The 14,135-nt window shown below is 52.4% G+C and carries 14 protein-coding genes; 7 read left to right on the top strand and 7 right to left on the bottom strand.

All coding sequences use genetic code 11. The features are described 5' to 3' along the window. Window positions 1-16: 16 nt before the first annotated feature. From glpK to fpr, 3 genes are all read left to right on the top strand, one after another. Window positions 17-1,525 (top strand): glycerol kinase GlpK, encoded by a 1,509-nt coding sequence (glpK, locus tag OGY18_RS01385; RefSeq protein ID WP_003028792.1) that lies wholly within the window; start codon window positions 17-19, stop codon window positions 1,523-1,525. 135 nt (window positions 1,526-1,660) lie between these two features. Beyond that, a complete protein-coding gene (gene glpX / locus OGY18_RS01380; protein ID WP_003840506.1) occupies window positions 1,661-2,671 on the top strand; it encodes a class II fructose-bisphosphatase in 1,011 nt (336 codons plus the stop codon). A gap of 95 nt (window positions 2,672-2,766) precedes the next feature. Next, the gene (fpr, locus tag OGY18_RS01375) at window positions 2,767-3,513 is read left to right on the top strand and encodes a ferredoxin--NADP(+) reductase (protein ID WP_126319619.1); all 747 of its coding nucleotides are present in this window, start codon (window positions 2,767-2,769) and stop codon (window positions 3,511-3,513) included. Window positions 3,514-3,576: 63 nt separating this feature from the next. On the opposite strand, the gene OGY18_RS01370 is transcribed toward fpr, so the two are convergent. Then, window positions 3,577-4,005 (bottom strand): DUF805 domain-containing protein, encoded by a 429-nt coding sequence (locus OGY18_RS01370; protein ID WP_003825201.1) that lies wholly within the window; start codon window positions 4,003-4,005, stop codon window positions 3,577-3,579. A 100-nt stretch (window positions 4,006-4,105) separates the two neighbouring features. Here OGY18_RS01370 and OGY18_RS01365 point away from each other — a divergent pair, with 100 nt between their 5' ends. After that, entirely contained in the window at window positions 4,106-4,708 is a 603-nt protein-coding gene (locus tag OGY18_RS01365) for a YiiQ family protein (RefSeq protein WP_003825203.1), read from the top strand. Window positions 4,709-4,936: 228 nt separating this feature from the next. Further along, complete coding sequence (gene tpiA, locus OGY18_RS01360; RefSeq protein WP_003028783.1) at window positions 4,937-5,704, top strand: triose-phosphate isomerase; 768 nt, start codon at window positions 4,937-4,939, stop codon at window positions 5,702-5,704. A 39-nt stretch (window positions 5,705-5,743) separates the two neighbouring features. Here the strand turns inward: tpiA and OGY18_RS01355 are convergent, their stop codons facing one another. The 6 genes from OGY18_RS01355 to fieF form a co-directional block, all read right to left on the bottom strand. Further along, window positions 5,744-7,216 (bottom strand): DASS family sodium-coupled anion symporter, encoded by a 1,473-nt coding sequence (locus tag OGY18_RS01355; protein ID WP_003825206.1) that lies wholly within the window; start codon window positions 7,214-7,216, stop codon window positions 5,744-5,746. Window positions 7,217-7,329: 113 nt separating this feature from the next. Beyond that, complete coding sequence (locus tag OGY18_RS01350; protein ID WP_148362600.1) at window positions 7,330-8,634, bottom strand: SLC13 family permease; 1,305 nt, start codon at window positions 8,632-8,634, stop codon at window positions 7,330-7,332. Window positions 8,635-8,707: 73 nt separating this feature from the next. After that, window positions 8,708-9,457 carry a CDP-diacylglycerol diphosphatase gene (locus tag OGY18_RS01345; protein ID WP_020996109.1) on the bottom strand — a complete coding sequence of 250 codons (750 nt, stop codon included), beginning with the start codon at window positions 9,455-9,457 and terminating at the stop codon, window positions 8,708-8,710. Between the two features lie 103 nt (window positions 9,458-9,560). Beyond that, a complete protein-coding gene (gene sbp, locus OGY18_RS01340) occupies window positions 9,561-10,550 on the bottom strand; it encodes a sulfate/thiosulfate ABC transporter substrate-binding protein Sbp (protein ID WP_008787024.1) in 990 nt (329 codons plus the stop codon). Between the two features lie 200 nt (window positions 10,551-10,750). Next, window positions 10,751-11,713, bottom strand: a complete 963-nt coding sequence (gene pfkA / locus OGY18_RS01335; protein ID WP_003825214.1) for a 6-phosphofructokinase — start codon at window positions 11,711-11,713, stop codon at window positions 10,751-10,753. Window positions 11,714-11,898: 185 nt separating this feature from the next. Next, window positions 11,899-12,801, bottom strand: coding sequence for a CDF family cation-efflux transporter FieF (fieF, locus tag OGY18_RS01330; protein WP_003825216.1), 903 nt, complete (start codon window positions 12,799-12,801; stop codon window positions 11,899-11,901). 250 nt (window positions 12,802-13,051) lie between these two features. On the opposite strand from fieF, the gene OGY18_RS01325 reads away from it, so the two are divergent. After that, on the top strand, window positions 13,052-13,615 hold the full coding sequence (locus OGY18_RS01325; protein ID WP_079939319.1) for a type IV secretion protein Rhs: 564 nt from the start codon (window positions 13,052-13,054) through the stop codon (window positions 13,613-13,615). Continuing rightward, window positions 13,612-13,971, top strand: coding sequence for a putative T6SS immunity periplasmic lipoprotein (locus tag OGY18_RS01320; RefSeq protein ID WP_284962597.1), 360 nt, complete (start codon window positions 13,612-13,614; stop codon window positions 13,969-13,971). Before OGY18_RS01325 ends, OGY18_RS01320 begins: the two co-directional genes overlap by 4 nt. The last annotated feature ends 164 nt before the right edge of the window (window positions 13,972-14,135 follow it).

Raw genomic sequence — 14,135 nt, 5'->3', positions numbered from 1 at the left:
TACGGGACAAATAATTATGACTGAAAAAAAATATATCGTTGCGCTCGACCAGGGCACCACCAGCTCCCGCGCGGTCGTAATGGACCACGATGCGAATATCGTTGCCGTTTCACAGCGCGAATTCGAACAAATCTACCCGAAAGCAGGTTGGGTAGAACATGACCCGATGGAAATTTGGGCGACCCAAAGCTCCACGCTGGTAGAAGTTCTGGCGAAAGCCGATATCAGTTCCGATGAAATTGCAGCGATCGGTATTACCAACCAGCGTGAAACCACCATCGTCTGGGAACGCGAAACCGGTAAACCTATCTATAACGCGATTGTGTGGCAGTGTCGTCGTACCGCGGATATCTGCGAAAAGCTCAAGCGCGACGGTATGGAAGAGTACATCCGTAACAATACAGGTCTGGTCATTGACCCGTACTTCTCCGGCACCAAAGTGAAGTGGATCCTCGACCACGTAGAAGGCTCGCGTGAGCGCGCTCGTCGCGGCGAACTGCTGTTCGGTACCGTAGACACCTGGCTTATCTGGAAAATGACGCAAGGACGCGTACACGTAACAGATTACACCAACGCCTCGCGTACCATGCTGTTCAACATCCACTCCCTGGACTGGGATGACACGATGCTGGATGCGCTGGATATTCCGCGTGCCATGCTGCCTGAAGTACGTCGTTCTTCTGAAGTATACGGCCAGACCAACATCGGTGGTAAAGGCGGTATTCGTATTCCTATCTCCGGTATCGCCGGTGACCAGCAGGCGGCGCTGTTTGGCCAGCTATGCGTGAAGGAAGGGATGGCGAAAAATACGTACGGTACCGGCTGCTTCATGCTGATGAACACCGGCGAGAAAGCCGTTAAGTCCGAAAACGGACTGCTGACCACCATCGCCTGCGGACCGACCGGGGAAGTGAACTACGCGCTGGAAGGTGCGGTATTTATGGCTGGCGCATCTATCCAGTGGCTGCGTGATGAAATGAAACTCATCAGCGATGCGTTCGACTCCGAATATTTCGCCACTAAAGTGAAAGACACCAACGGCGTGTACGTCGTTCCGGCATTTACTGGCCTGGGCGCACCGTACTGGGACCCGTATGCTCGCGGCGCCATCTTTGGTCTGACCCGTGGGGTAAACTCCAACCACATCATCCGCGCCACGCTTGAGTCTATCGCTTACCAGACTCGTGATGTTCTGGAAGCGATGCAGGCTGACTCCGGTATTCGCCTGCACGCCCTGCGTGTTGATGGCGGTGCGGTCGCCAACAACTTCCTGATGCAGTTCCAGTCCGACATTCTCGGCACGCGCGTTGAGCGCCCGGAAGTCCGCGAAGTCACCGCATTGGGTGCGGCATACCTGGCTGGTCTGGCAGTAGGCTTCTGGCAGAATCTGGATGAGCTGCAGGAAAAAGCAGTCATCGAGCGTGAATTCCGCCCAGGCATCGAAACCACCGAACGTAACTTCCGTTACAGCGGCTGGAAAAAAGCGGTCAAACGCGCCATGGCGTGGGAAGATCACGACGAGTAATACGTCATAGCCGGATAGCAACTGTGCCTTATCCGGCAATATCTTCGTGCGGGGGCAACCCCGCACACACATCAATAATCTCGCCCCCTCCCCTGTGCTACACTTCGCGCCATTCCTTTCAGCTACGAGTTTGCAATGAGACGAGAACTTGCCATTGAATTTTCACGCGTGACCGAAGCGGCCGCGCTGGCTGGCTATAAATGGCTGGGCCGCGGCGATAAAAATACCGCTGACGGCGCGGCGGTAAACGCCATGCGTATTATGCTCAACCAGGTCAACATTGACGGCACCATCGTGATTGGCGAGGGCGAGATCGATGAAGCGCCGATGCTGTTTATCGGTGAGAAAGTCGGGACCGGTCTTGGTGATGCGGTCGACATCGCCGTCGATCCTATCGAAGGCACACGCATGACGGCAATGGGTCAGGCAAACGCGCTGGCCGTACTGGCTGTTGGCGATAAAGGTTGCTTCCTGAACGCGCCAGACATGTACATGGAAAAGCTGATTGTCGGCCCAGGCGCAAAAGGGTCTATCGACCTGAACCTGTCGCTGGAAGCCAACCTGCATAACGTTGCCGCTGCACTCAATAAGCCGCTGAGTGAACTGACCGTCACCATTCTGGCCAAGCCACGCCATGATGAAACGATCGCCGAAATGCAAAAACTGGGCGTGCGCGTCTTTGCTATTCCAGACGGCGACGTTGCAGCCTCCATTCTGACCTGCATGCCAGACAGTGAAGTTGACGTGCTGTACGGCATTGGCGGCGCACCGGAAGGCGTGGTTTCTGCCGCCGTCATCCGCGCGCTGGACGGCGACATGCAGGGCCGTTTGCTGGCACGTCATGACGTCAAAGGCGACAGCGAAGAGAACCGTCGCATTGGCGAACAAGAACTGGCTCGTTGCGCCGCCATGGGCATTGAAGCGGGCAAAGCGCTGCGCCTCGATGAAATGGCGCGTAGCGACAACGTCATTTTCTCCGCCACCGGCATCACCAAAGGCGATTTGCTGGAAGGGATTAGCCGTAAAGGTAATATCGCGACCACCGAAACGCTGCTGATCCGCGGCAAATCACGTACGATCCGCCGCATTCAGTCGATTCACTACCTCGATCGTAAAGATCCCGATGTGCAGGCGCACATCCTGTAATTGATTTGATCAATAGAGCCTTCCAGCCCATATGGGCTGGAAATCTTTCGTCCAACGAACGAAGATAAGGCAATCAAAGCAGACAGGAGAAAACCATGGCAGATTGGGTAACAGGCAAAGTCACGAAGGTACAGAACTGGACCGATGCCCTGTTTAGTTTGACCGTGCGAGCTCCGGTTCTTCCTTTCACTGCAGGTCAATTCACCAAGCTTGGCCTTGAGATCGACGGCGAACGCGTCCAGCGTGCCTATTCTTACGTCAATGCCCCTGATAACCCCGATTTAGAGTTTTATCTGGTGACGGTTCCCGACGGCAAACTCAGCCCTCGTCTGGCAGCACTGAAGCCTGGCGATGAAGTCCAGGTGGTGAGTGAAGCGGCTGGTTTCTTCGTGCTGGATGAAGTCCCCGATTGCGACACGCTGTGGATGCTGGCAACCGGCACGGCTATCGGCCCATATTTGTCGATTCTGCAGTTAGGCAAGGACCTGGATCGCTTCAAAAACCTGGTGCTGGTCCACGCCGCGCGTTATGCCGCCGATTTGAGCTATCTACCGTTGATGCAGGCGCTGGAAAAGCGCTACGAAGGTAAATTACGTATCCAGACGGTTGTCAGCCGTGAAACCGTGGCAGATTCGCTGACCGGGCGTGTACCGGCGCTGATTGAAAGCGGTGAGCTGGAAAAAGCAGTCGGGCTGCCATTGGATAAAGAAACCTGCCATGTGATGCTGTGTGGAAACCCGCAGATGGTACGCGACACGCAGCAGTTGCTGAAAGAGACCCGGCAGATGACCAAACACCTGCGCCGCCGACCGGGCCATATGACTGCAGAGCACTACTGGTAAGAACGTTTTACTGCCCGGTAAACACCCGGGCATTTTGCCGGATGGCGCTTGCGCTTATCCGGCCTACGAGCCAGCTCTGTACTTTACGTCCTGCGTATCCTTACCATATTTATTTGCGTCCTGGGTGCCAATAAACGCACCCAGATCGATAAGCATACCGACCAGAATCAACGTTGGAACAAAGCGGCCTACCGCCCATTGCCAGACGCCGGGTAACATCGCCCAATTTCCGGCCAGCAGCATCCACGCCAGAATCATCAACAGCGCCCACGCTCCGGAACGCCCTCGGTCATGCAGACGTTTTACCGTCACTGCCGCCGTTGGCCATAGCAGACACACCAGACAAAAAGCCGCGGTCTGAATATCGAGTAATTGTTTGCTCGCCAGCGAAAACAGAACCAGCATGCCGACGATCCATAGGCCAATCCAAATCCAGAAATCACGGCGCCCGATGCGCCCTTTAAATGAGAATAACCACTGCTGTATGGTCATGTAAGTTCCTTTATTATTACCTTCCAGAACAGTTTACCCTTTTGACAAGCTCGACGGTTACCGTTTTAATCGTGAGCAGTGAGAATGAAAGGTACGATTGATGAAGCACGGATTTACACTGTTTTTATTATTGTTTTCAGCCTTAACCGCGAGCACTGCGGCACTGGCGAAAGAGCCATCGACGGCAACCACAGCCCCCTATTTACTGGCGGGCGCGCCGACCTTTGACCTGTCGATTAGCCAGTTTCGCGAAAACTTTAATACACAGAATCCGAAGCTGATCCTGAATGAGTTCCGCGCTATCGACAGCAGTCGCGATCGGGCAAATCTCACCCGCGCGGCCAGTAAAATCAATGAAAACTTGTATGCGTCTTCCGCCCTTGAGCGCGGCACCCTGAAAATCAAAAGCATGCAGATAACCTGGTTACCAATTCAAGGACCAGAGCAAAAGGCAGCTAAAGCGAAAGCGCTGGAATACATGACCGCCGTCATCCGCACTGTCGCACCACTACTGACGAAGGAACAGAGCCAGAAAAAGCTGCAAAAACTGCTCGCCGCAGGCAAAGGTAAGCACTATTACGCCGAAACAGAAGGCGCAATTCGCTATGTCGTGGCAGATAACGGTGAAAAGGGGCTGACCTTCGCTGTTGAACCGATTAAGCTGGCACTATCTGAAAACCTCGAAGGGTCGAATTCCCCCTAAATTATTCACGTTTCAGGAAGGCGGCGACGCAACGAATCCCCAGGAGCTTACATCAGTAAGTGACTGGGGTGAGAGAGTACAGCCAACGCACCTGCAACGTGGAGAATGACGGGGAAATGACAAAAAGCAAAGCCTTTCGGGGGATGAATCTCTATACTGTTTCACAGACCATGCTGCCCTGAGGGGCGGCCATATTCCTTAATTCGCTGACAAGCGTGGAGAAATGAAATGCGACATCCTTTAGTGATGGGTAACTGGAAACTGAACGGCAGCCGCCACATGGTAAACGAACTGGTTGCTAATCTGCGTAAAGAACTGGCTGGCGTTGCTGGCTGTGCAGTAGCAATTGCTCCGCCGGAAATGTATATCGACCTGGCGAAACACGCCGCTGCCGGTAGCCACATCATTCTGGGCGCGCAGAACGTTGATCTGAACCTGTCTGGCGCATTCACCGGTGAAACAAGTGCTGAAATGCTGAAAGATATCGGCGCGCAGTACATCATTATCGGTCACTCTGAGCGTCGTACTTACCACAAAGAATCTGACGAGCTGATCGCTAAAAAATTCGCTGTGCTGAAAGAGCAAGGTCTGACTCCGGTTCTGTGCATCGGTGAAACCGAAGCAGAAAACGAAGCAGGCAAAACTGAAGAAGTTTGCGCACGTCAGATCGACGCGGTTCTGAAAACTCAGGGCGCAGCAGCATTCGAAGGCGTCGTTATCGCTTACGAACCAGTATGGGCTATCGGTACCGGTAAGTCTGCAACTCCTGCTCAGGCTCAGGCTGTTCACAAATTTATTCGTGACCACATTGCTAAAGCTGACGCGAAAATCGCTGAACAAGTTATCATCCAGTACGGCGGTTCTGTAAACGCAGCTAACGCGGCAGAACTGTTTGCTCAGCCGGACATCGACGGTGCGCTGGTTGGTGGTGCTTCTCTGAAAGCAGACGCCTTCGCAGTCATCGTTAAAGCAGCAGAAGCCGCTAAACAGGCTTAAGTTGTTAAGGCGGGAGGAACCCTCCTCCCGCTGTATTAACTACCAGTATCCCAACCAGTGCCACCAGAAGGCGCCGGTCACCCCCCAAATGGTCAGGTTGACCACACTCATCACCAGGCCCGTTTTCCACCACTCCGCCAGCGTGACATAGCCCGAACCAAAGATGATCGGCGCAGTACCCGTGCCATAGTGCGTGAGCGACATCATCAAAGAGGAGGAGAAACCGAGCATTAAACCAAGCAATGCTGGTGGCGCGCCGAGGCCTAATCCTGCGGCGAAGAACGCAGCGAACATAGCCGTAATATGCGCAGTTGTGCTGGCGAAAAAGTAGTGCGAGTAGACGTAAAGCAGAATCAACAGCAGCGTTGCAACACTCCAGTGCACGCCAAGATGGTCGATTGCACTACCAACACTGGTTGCCAGCCATCCCACCAACCCCAGTTTGCTGAGAAAATCTGCCATCATCACCAGCGCGGCAAACCAGACTATCGTATCCCATGCCCCGCGGCATTTAAGAATGTCATCCCAGCTCAATACGCCCGCCATCAATAGAATCGACAATCCAATTAACGCGGCGCTGGTAGGGTTTACGCTCCAGGCACTGCCCATCAGCATCGCTGGAACACCCGCCCACAGGCAGAGCAGCAAAATGAACACTGCCAGGGTGATTTTTTCTGCCAGTGATAGTGGACCCAGCGCATCCAGTTTTTGCCGCGCGAACTGCGGCGCATTTGGCGTGCGCGTGATAGCTGGCGGATAGAGCCACCAGATTACAATCGGCATGACAACCAGTGATACCAGAGCAGGAAGAAGCGCCGCAATAGCCCACATTCCCCAGGTCATGTTCAGCACGCCATCCGTCCCCTTCGTCAAAAAGCTGACGATTAACGGGTTAGGTGCGGTCGCGGTGATGAACATTGCCGAGCTGATCGGGTTAATGTTGTAGTTCACCAGCGCGAGATAACGGCCCGTTGAGCCATTCTCGGCATGGCCTGGCTGCGAGCCGAGGCTCTCCGCAATCGCCCGCATTACCGGGTGGATAATGCCGCCGCCACGCGCGGTATTGCTTGGCGTTACGGGTGCAATTAGCGTTTCCGCAAGGGTTAATGCCCACGCAATGCCCAGCGTTCTTTTACCAAATAGCGCAATAAACCCGTAGCCAATACGCGCTCCCAGGCCAGTCTTTAACAGACTTTGCGACAGCATAATGGATAAACCGATCAGCCAGATTAGCTGGTTAGAAAAACCACTCAACGCATCGTTCAACGCCGCGGAGGGTTTGCCGGGGTTAGTAACGCCAGTCATCGCCACCAGCATAATCGCCACAATCGCAATTGCGCCAATCGGCATGGCTTTACCGATAATCGCAGCGATCGTACCAATAAACAGTGCCAGCAGGTGCCACGCTTGCGGGGTTACGTCAGGTGGACACGGGATAACAAACCAGATGGTCAGCGTAATCACGAGCGAGATGATGGCAGGCCAACAGCGGATGGGGGTTAAACTGTCCATGAATCAATCCTTGAATTTCCAGTGCGCAAATCTGCGCTCAGGCATTAACCAATATTGCCGCGCATAATACAATTCACTCACTCACAAAACAAAAAATTAACATTTTGATACAGCTACAGTTTTCCCAACACCGTAAACCAGGCGTAATCCAGCGGCAGAAGAATCAGATATGTTGCCGCCGCCAGTGCGATACACAGCAGCATCCCCGCCCTTGCAGGTACTTTCCCGAGCGCCATCGCCACCACGATCGGTGAAGCCTGATACGGCAACAGTGGTGTGGAATAACCCAGCACCTGGATCATAATCACCGACAGCAGTGGGAATCCCGTCGCATCGGCAAAGCTTTGCGCCAACGTGGTATACAGCGCCGGAACACCGTTCGCCGTCATAATAAAATTAAGCGCAGTGGTAATACCGGTCAGCGCGAGGAAACTGGTAAACGGCTTTTCCGCATCCAGCGGCATCACCTGTAACAGCGCTTCGCCAACGGCGCTACCAATACCGGTCTGCGTGACGGTGATCGCCAGCCCCAGAATACCCGCCACATAAATACAGGTACGAATGTTGACCCCAGCGGAAAACTCGTCGCCATTGATAAAGCCAACCCGTGGTAGCAATGTGATAACTGCCGCCGCCAGCCCGGTCCACGCGGGGCCAATACCGTGCCAGCTTTCGCTTACCCACAAGAACAGCACCACCGCTAACATCCAGGCCAGACGTTTTTCATCCCGGCTCATCGGCTCCGGCGGCGTGAGATCGCGCGGCGCATGCGGCTTGCCAGGGAACAACCAGCAGATAAGCATAATGAGCACCGCGCCTTTAAGCCAACCCAGAACCGGCGTATGCAGCAGCAAATAGGGAAGATAATTGAGGTGGATGCCGTAAGAGCCTTCCGCCGCGCCGCTCATCACCAGATTCGGTACGTTAGCGGGTAAAATCGTCGCAGAAAGCTGGAACGTCCCAAATCCGACGGCCAGTGCCAGACCATACCAGGCGCGCGTGCCGTCGTTAATTCCGGCTCGTTTCGCCATCGCCGCGACAATCGGCATCAGCAGCGCAATGCGGCCCATGTTGGATGGCATTACAAATGCCAGCGCGTAACTCAGCAGCACTACGCTCGCCACCATTAACGGCCAGGAATCAGTCAACCTCGATGACAGCGCCCTCGCCGCCCTGTCCGCCAGCCCCGTTTTACGAATCGCAATACCCAGTACAAAGCCGCTAAACACCAGCCAGAATGCGGAGGACGCAAAGCCGCCAAAAATCACATCCGGTGGCGCGATTTTGGCGACCATCGCCACGGCAAAGAACAGCAGCGCCGTTATAAACTCCGGCAGCAGCGACGTAGCCCAGAGCAGAATGGTGATACCAACCACCAGAGAGGGGATAAACAGAGGGTGTGTAAGCCAGAGCGACATGCCTGTCTCCTGTTGTTTTTTTCAACAAGAATACGGGGACAGGCATGCGGAGTAAACGCCAGATTAGGTGGGGTTAACGCAGAATATCACATTGATGATCCTGAATTTCCTCAGCGGAGGCGAGATTCAGTGCCAGCAGATTGCGCTGAGTAGCCAGCAGGACAAAGGATTCGTCGCTCTGGCGCACCATCGCCAACGCATAGCTGCCCATATGCTCACGCGCATCCGGCACCTCTTCCGCCAGCATCATAAACGGGCTGCGTTGTGCCAGTTCATTTTCCGTGACGCGACGTGCCAGATATTCATGACCGCGCAGCCCACCCGGTAATGGTAGCCAGCGGGTGCTGATTTTCGCCAGGTTGTCATCCAGCTGCTTTCTGACATCGGTTCGCAGGCAGGAGATATGAATATGCAGGTGATTTTGCGTACGCCCGCTACGTGAGTTAATGGTCAGAGAGACGGCTTTGTCAGGGATTTCCTGGCCGTATTTTTGGCTCATAAAGCTACGCGCCTGCCAGGCCAGCCAGAAAAAGTTCGGCGTGCCTGATTTCAACAGCAGCGGACTTTCCGTACCGTTGATCCGCCAGGTCGGCATCAACAGATATTGCAGTGGGCCGTTACGGTCTTTGAACACAACATATCCGGCATCCGGCTTCACTTCTGCGCATGGTGCGGGGTCCTGCTGCTGCAACTGGTGCGGCAGGCATTGCTGAAGAACGATCTGGCGTAATGCGTCCGGGTTGCCGGTGAATTTCCAGTACCCGATACCTGCAGCGGCGGCGACCACAATCACCGCCAGTAAAAGATAGCCTGCTTTTTTCATTACGCGTTTCCTGTATCCCATTGAAGGGCAAGAGTAACGCAAAACCATGACAAATAAAAAACCCGGTCGCGTTAGGCCACCGGGTCGGTAAATCAAGACTTATTTATCGTTTACTGATTTGGTCGAACGTACCGCCGTTAGAGAAGTGCTCTTTCTGCGCTTTCGTCCAGCCGCCAAACTCTTCGTCGATAGTGAACAGCTTCAGCTTCGGAAATGCGTTTTCGTATTTCTTCGCGACTTCTGCATCACGTGGACGATAGTAGTTTTTCGCTGCAATTTCCTGACCTTCCGGAGAGTAGAGATACTTCAGGTAAGCTTCCGCCACCGCTTTGGTGTCTTTCTTTTCCACTACTTTGTCGACTACGGAAACGGTCGGCTCCGCGAGGATAGATTCACTCGGGGTCACTATCTCGAATTTATCTTTGCCCAGCTCGTTCGTTGCCAACAGCGCTTCGTTTTCCCAGGCAATCAGCACATCACCGATACCACGTTCAACGAAGGTATTGGTTGAACCACGTGCACCAGAATCGAGTACCTCAACGTTTTTATACAGGGCCTTCACAAAGTCTTGTGCCTTGGCCTGATCGTTGTTGTTGTGGTGCAGGGCATAGCCCCATGCCGCCAGATAGTTCCAGCGAGCTCCGCCGGAGCTTTTCGGGTTTGGCGTAATGACCGACACGCCCGGTTTGATTAAATCGTTCCAGTCATGAATTTGTTTGGGATTGCCTTTGCGGACCAGGAATACGATGGTGGAGGTGTAAGGCGCAGAGTTATCCGGCAGGCGTTTAATCCAGTTTTTATCGATACGGCCACGTTCAGCAATGGCATCCACGTCGTAAGCCAGTGCCAGCGTCACGACATCGGCTTCAATGCCGTTGATGACGGAGGTCGCCTGTTTACCCGAACCACCATGCGACTGGCGAATCACGACGTTGTCGCCCGTTTCCTGCTTCCAGTGCGCGCTGAAGGCCTTATTGTACTGCTCGTACAGTTCACGCGTTGGATCGTACGATACGTTAAGTAACTGAATATCCTTTGCCAGAACGCTGGTCGATGCCAGCAATAATGTTAACCCTACGCCCCATTTGTTCATCGCCCAGCTCTCTTAGGTAGTGTTGTGATGAGCAAAGCGTGCCAGAAAGGCATCCAAACATTAAAGAATAAAAAAAGATTTGCTATAACTTGGGGGAATATATGGGGTCGAGTTTTTGCCTGATGGCGCTACGCTTATCAGGCCTACGATTTGCATCATGTAGGCCGGATAAGGCGCAAGCCGCCATCCGGCAATTGCAATTAATACAGTTTCTTCGCGCAGTCCAGCCAGTCACCTTTGAACGGACGCTTCATGTTTTCGATAGCGTCGATGATGTCATGGTGAACCAGCTGCTCGTTCTGAATACCTACGCAGCGACCGCCGTGACCTTCCAGCAGAAGTTCAATGGCATAGGCGCCCATACGGGATGCCAGAATACGGTCGTAAGGAACCGGGGAACCACCACGCTGGATGTGACCCAGTACGGTTGCACGCGTTTCACGACCCGTTTCTTTCTCAATGTAATGCGCCAATTCGTCAACGTCACACATGTGTTCTGTGATCGCTACGATTGCGTGTTTTTTACCTTTCGCGATACCTGCTTTGATTTCAGTAACCAAATCGTCACGGCTGAATTCCACTTCCGGAACCACCACGAACTCACAGCCACCGGCAATCGCTGCTGCCAGGGTCAGGTCACCACAGTAGCGGCCCATCACTTCAACGATAGAAATACGCTGGTGAGAAGAAGAGGTATCACGCAGGCGGTCAATCGCTTCAACGACAGTACCCAGCGCGGTGAAGTAGCCGATGGTGTAGTCAGTGCCCTTGATATCGTTGTCGATAGTACCCGGCAGACCGATGCACGGGAAGCCCATTTCAGTCAGGCGTTTTGCCCCCATGTAAGAACCGTCACCCCCGATAACAACCAGGGCGTCGATGCCACGCTTCTTCAGGTTTTCGATAGCTACCGCACGCACGTTTTCATCACGGAATTCCGGGAAGCGAGCAGAACCGAGGAAAGTACCGCCACGGTTGATCATGTCGGACACGCTGTAGCGGTCAAGCTGGACCATACGGTCTTCATACAAACCCAGGTAGCCATCATGGATCCCCATGACTTCCAGCCCTTCCGTCAACGCTGCACGTACAACACCACGGATTGCTGCGTTCATGCCCGGCGCATCACCGCCGCTTGTCAACACACCGATTTTCTTAATCATGACTACCTCTGAACTTTGGAATGCAAAATGAAATCTGCTGCCGGAAGTCGATTCCGCATATCGAAACGATCCAACGAATATGCAGATAGTATAACAATCACTTCCTGCTGAATTGATTCAGGTCAGGCCAAATGGTGGTAATTTATACACAAAATGCTGGCCCGGTTCACTTTTTTTACAACGAATTATGAAAGCTCAAACATCTTGCCTTCCTTGGGTACGACTGAACAGGGATCCTGATGAATGATGACATCCGATCCCGGGAAACGTCGTAAAATTGCCTGCTCAACCTGTTCAGCCACTAAATGCGCCTGAACGAGCGGCAGATTATCTTCCATTTCCAAATGAATCTGAATAAAGCGGGTCGGCCCTGACTGCCGCGTGCGAAGATCGTGAGCGCCGCTGACTCCAGGCCATGACGTCACGATATCAATAATTTCCTGACGTTCCTCATCGGGTAAAGCGCGATCCAGCAAAGATTGCACTGCCTCATACCCCATGCGTAATGCGCTATATAAAATATAGATGCCAATCCCGAGCGCAAACAAGGCATCCGCACGATGCCAGCCGTACCATGCCAGCCCGAGCGCAATGAGAATCGCACCGTTCATCATAACATCAGACTGATAATGAAGCATATCTGCCCGAACGGCCTGACTTTGCGTACGCTTCACTACCCAGCGCTGAAACGAGACCAGAATGATTGTACACACTAACGCAATAATGGTGACAACCACCCCAACGCCGGGATCTTTCATCGGCGTGGGTTGAATGAGATGCTGAATCCCGGTCAGGAATAAAAACAGCGCCGAACCGGAAATAAACATGCTTTGCGCCAGCGCCGCCAGCGATTCCGCTTTTCCGTGTCCGAACGTATGTTCATCATCGGCGGGCTGCAGCGAATAGCGCACCACCAACAGGTTGGTTAATGACGCCGCGATGTCCACCAGAGAATCCACCAGTGCAGCCAGAATACTGACCGATCCGGTGTACCACCACGCAAAAATTTTGATCAAAAGTAACAGCGATGCCATCACGGTTGCCGCGATTGCCGCCCGGCTCACCAGCCGCCCATAGGTTTGATTCATAAACACTCCTGCCAGGATATGCCGCTAGTATAACGGATGAAGTAAAACAGTCAGGCAATAACCGAGGGACAAATTTTGGGCAAAAAAAACCCCCACATCATATGGGGGAAGACAGGGATGGAATGTTGCAGCAATACGTCACCTGAATACGTTTTATTCTGAATTTTTAAGGCCTCTCTGTAACACTTCTAATCCTCATTTACTTTAGGTGTACGATAAACGCTCAATCAACATATCTTGAGGGATTAAGATGGCGTATTACCCTAATTCTATTGACTGGAAACCGATCCAAGAAGGAGGTCTGCGTAGGTTAAGGCTTGGCGAGATAAATCTTGCAAACTCGCTCTTTGGCTTCAGCATTCTTTACCATCAGGTTTGGGTTCATCTGGAAAGTTATCTTCCTTTTGATACTCAAAACCCAGGTCAGGCGATGACGCCTGACGGCGAAATGTGGTTTAGAACAATAAAATACGAAGATGATTTCTCGATGCCAACAAAACAGCCAACTCCAAATGCCCAGCATCTTTTTTTGCATGAAATGATGCATGTTTGGCAGCACCAATATGGAATGTGGGTACGAACACGTGGGGCGTTCTCATGGGCAGCTGACTATACATACAGCCTAAATGAAAAAAATCTACTTGATTACGGACTGGAGCAACAAGCATCCTTAGTCAGCGATTACTGGTTGTTAAAGCACTATGGGTTTGATGGGCATAGCGATCTGTATGTTTACCGTGATTATGACCCAGAAGAACCGGCGCTGGAATTAATGCAGAAATATGAAAAGGTACTCGGGAGCTTTCCGATATGAAGAAATCGTTCTTTTTTCTCCCTTTACTTTTATTTCTGGCCGGGTGCCCAGGGAAAGGCAGAGAGGGTGCAGAGTCCGGTGAACGACAGGCGATCTACGTAGATGGCAATCGTGTTTGCTTTACCATAGATAAAAATGATGTGTTAAACCGCTATATTCTGTCAACTAATGGTAGAGAAGATAAAAAATTATTAGTCGGCGATTTTAAACATCTCATCTACCCAAGTACCTGCTTCACGGTCAATTTAGAAAAAGGGGTGGTGTATGGTACAAGCTATACCTTAAATGGAAAAAATCACTACTACACATTTATCATTACCAATGATGGAAAAGTGTTGGATTTAGGAAAAAGCTAAGCATTATTATCAGATCACGCCGCTCTACATAAAGGCAGTAAGTTACATTGAAGTCAGCCACACATAACAAAAGCTGTTTTCAGCTCCAAATACTATCTGCAAGTAGCTGTTTATCTTTGGTAATTCACTGTAATTTTAGGCAAAAAAAACCCCCACATCATGTG

The sequence above is a fragment of the Citrobacter sp. Cpo142 genome (genome assembly GCF_030332425.1).
Taxonomy (GTDB): domain Bacteria; phylum Pseudomonadota; class Gammaproteobacteria; order Enterobacterales; family Enterobacteriaceae; genus Citrobacter; species Citrobacter portucalensis.
The sequence above is the reverse complement of the archived record's forward strand: the minus strand, read 5'-3'. Positions and strand labels throughout refer to the sequence as shown.

What these genes read in the sequence shown, in the direction of transcription:
- glpK (WP_003028792.1), top strand. Translation starts at nt 17, where the DNA reads ATGACTGAAAAAAAATATATCGTTGCGCTCGACCAGGGCACCACCAGC.
- glpX (WP_003840506.1), top strand. Translation starts at nt 1,661, where the DNA reads ATGAGACGAGAACTTGCCATTGAATTTTCACGCGTGACCGAAGCGGCC.
- fpr (WP_126319619.1), top strand. Translation starts at nt 2,767, where the DNA reads ATGGCAGATTGGGTAACAGGCAAAGTCACGAAGGTACAGAACTGGACC.
- OGY18_RS01370 (WP_003825201.1), bottom strand. Translation starts at nt 4,005, where the DNA reads ATGACCATACAGCAGTGGTTATTCTCATTTAAAGGGCGCATCGGGCGC.
- OGY18_RS01365 (WP_003825203.1), top strand. Translation starts at nt 4,106, where the DNA reads ATGAAGCACGGATTTACACTGTTTTTATTATTGTTTTCAGCCTTAACC.
- tpiA (WP_003028783.1), top strand. Translation starts at nt 4,937, where the DNA reads ATGCGACATCCTTTAGTGATGGGTAACTGGAAACTGAACGGCAGCCGC.
- OGY18_RS01355 (WP_003825206.1), bottom strand. Translation starts at nt 7,216, where the DNA reads ATGGACAGTTTAACCCCCATCCGCTGTTGGCCTGCCATCATCTCGCTC.
- OGY18_RS01350 (WP_148362600.1), bottom strand. Translation starts at nt 8,634, where the DNA reads ATGTCGCTCTGGCTTACACACCCTCTGTTTATCCCCTCTCTGGTGGTT.
- OGY18_RS01345 (WP_020996109.1), bottom strand. Translation starts at nt 9,457, where the DNA reads ATGAAAAAAGCAGGCTATCTTTTACTGGCGGTGATTGTGGTCGCCGCC.
- sbp (WP_008787024.1), bottom strand. Translation starts at nt 10,550, where the DNA reads ATGAACAAATGGGGCGTAGGGTTAACATTATTGCTGGCATCGACCAGC.
- pfkA (WP_003825214.1), bottom strand. Translation starts at nt 11,713, where the DNA reads ATGATTAAGAAAATCGGTGTGTTGACAAGCGGCGGTGATGCGCCGGGC.
- fieF (WP_003825216.1), bottom strand. Translation starts at nt 12,801, where the DNA reads ATGAATCAAACCTATGGGCGGCTGGTGAGCCGGGCGGCAATCGCGGCA.
- OGY18_RS01325 (WP_079939319.1), top strand. Translation starts at nt 13,052, where the DNA reads ATGGCGTATTACCCTAATTCTATTGACTGGAAACCGATCCAAGAAGGA.
- OGY18_RS01320 (WP_284962597.1), top strand. Translation starts at nt 13,612, where the DNA reads ATGAAGAAATCGTTCTTTTTTCTCCCTTTACTTTTATTTCTGGCCGGG.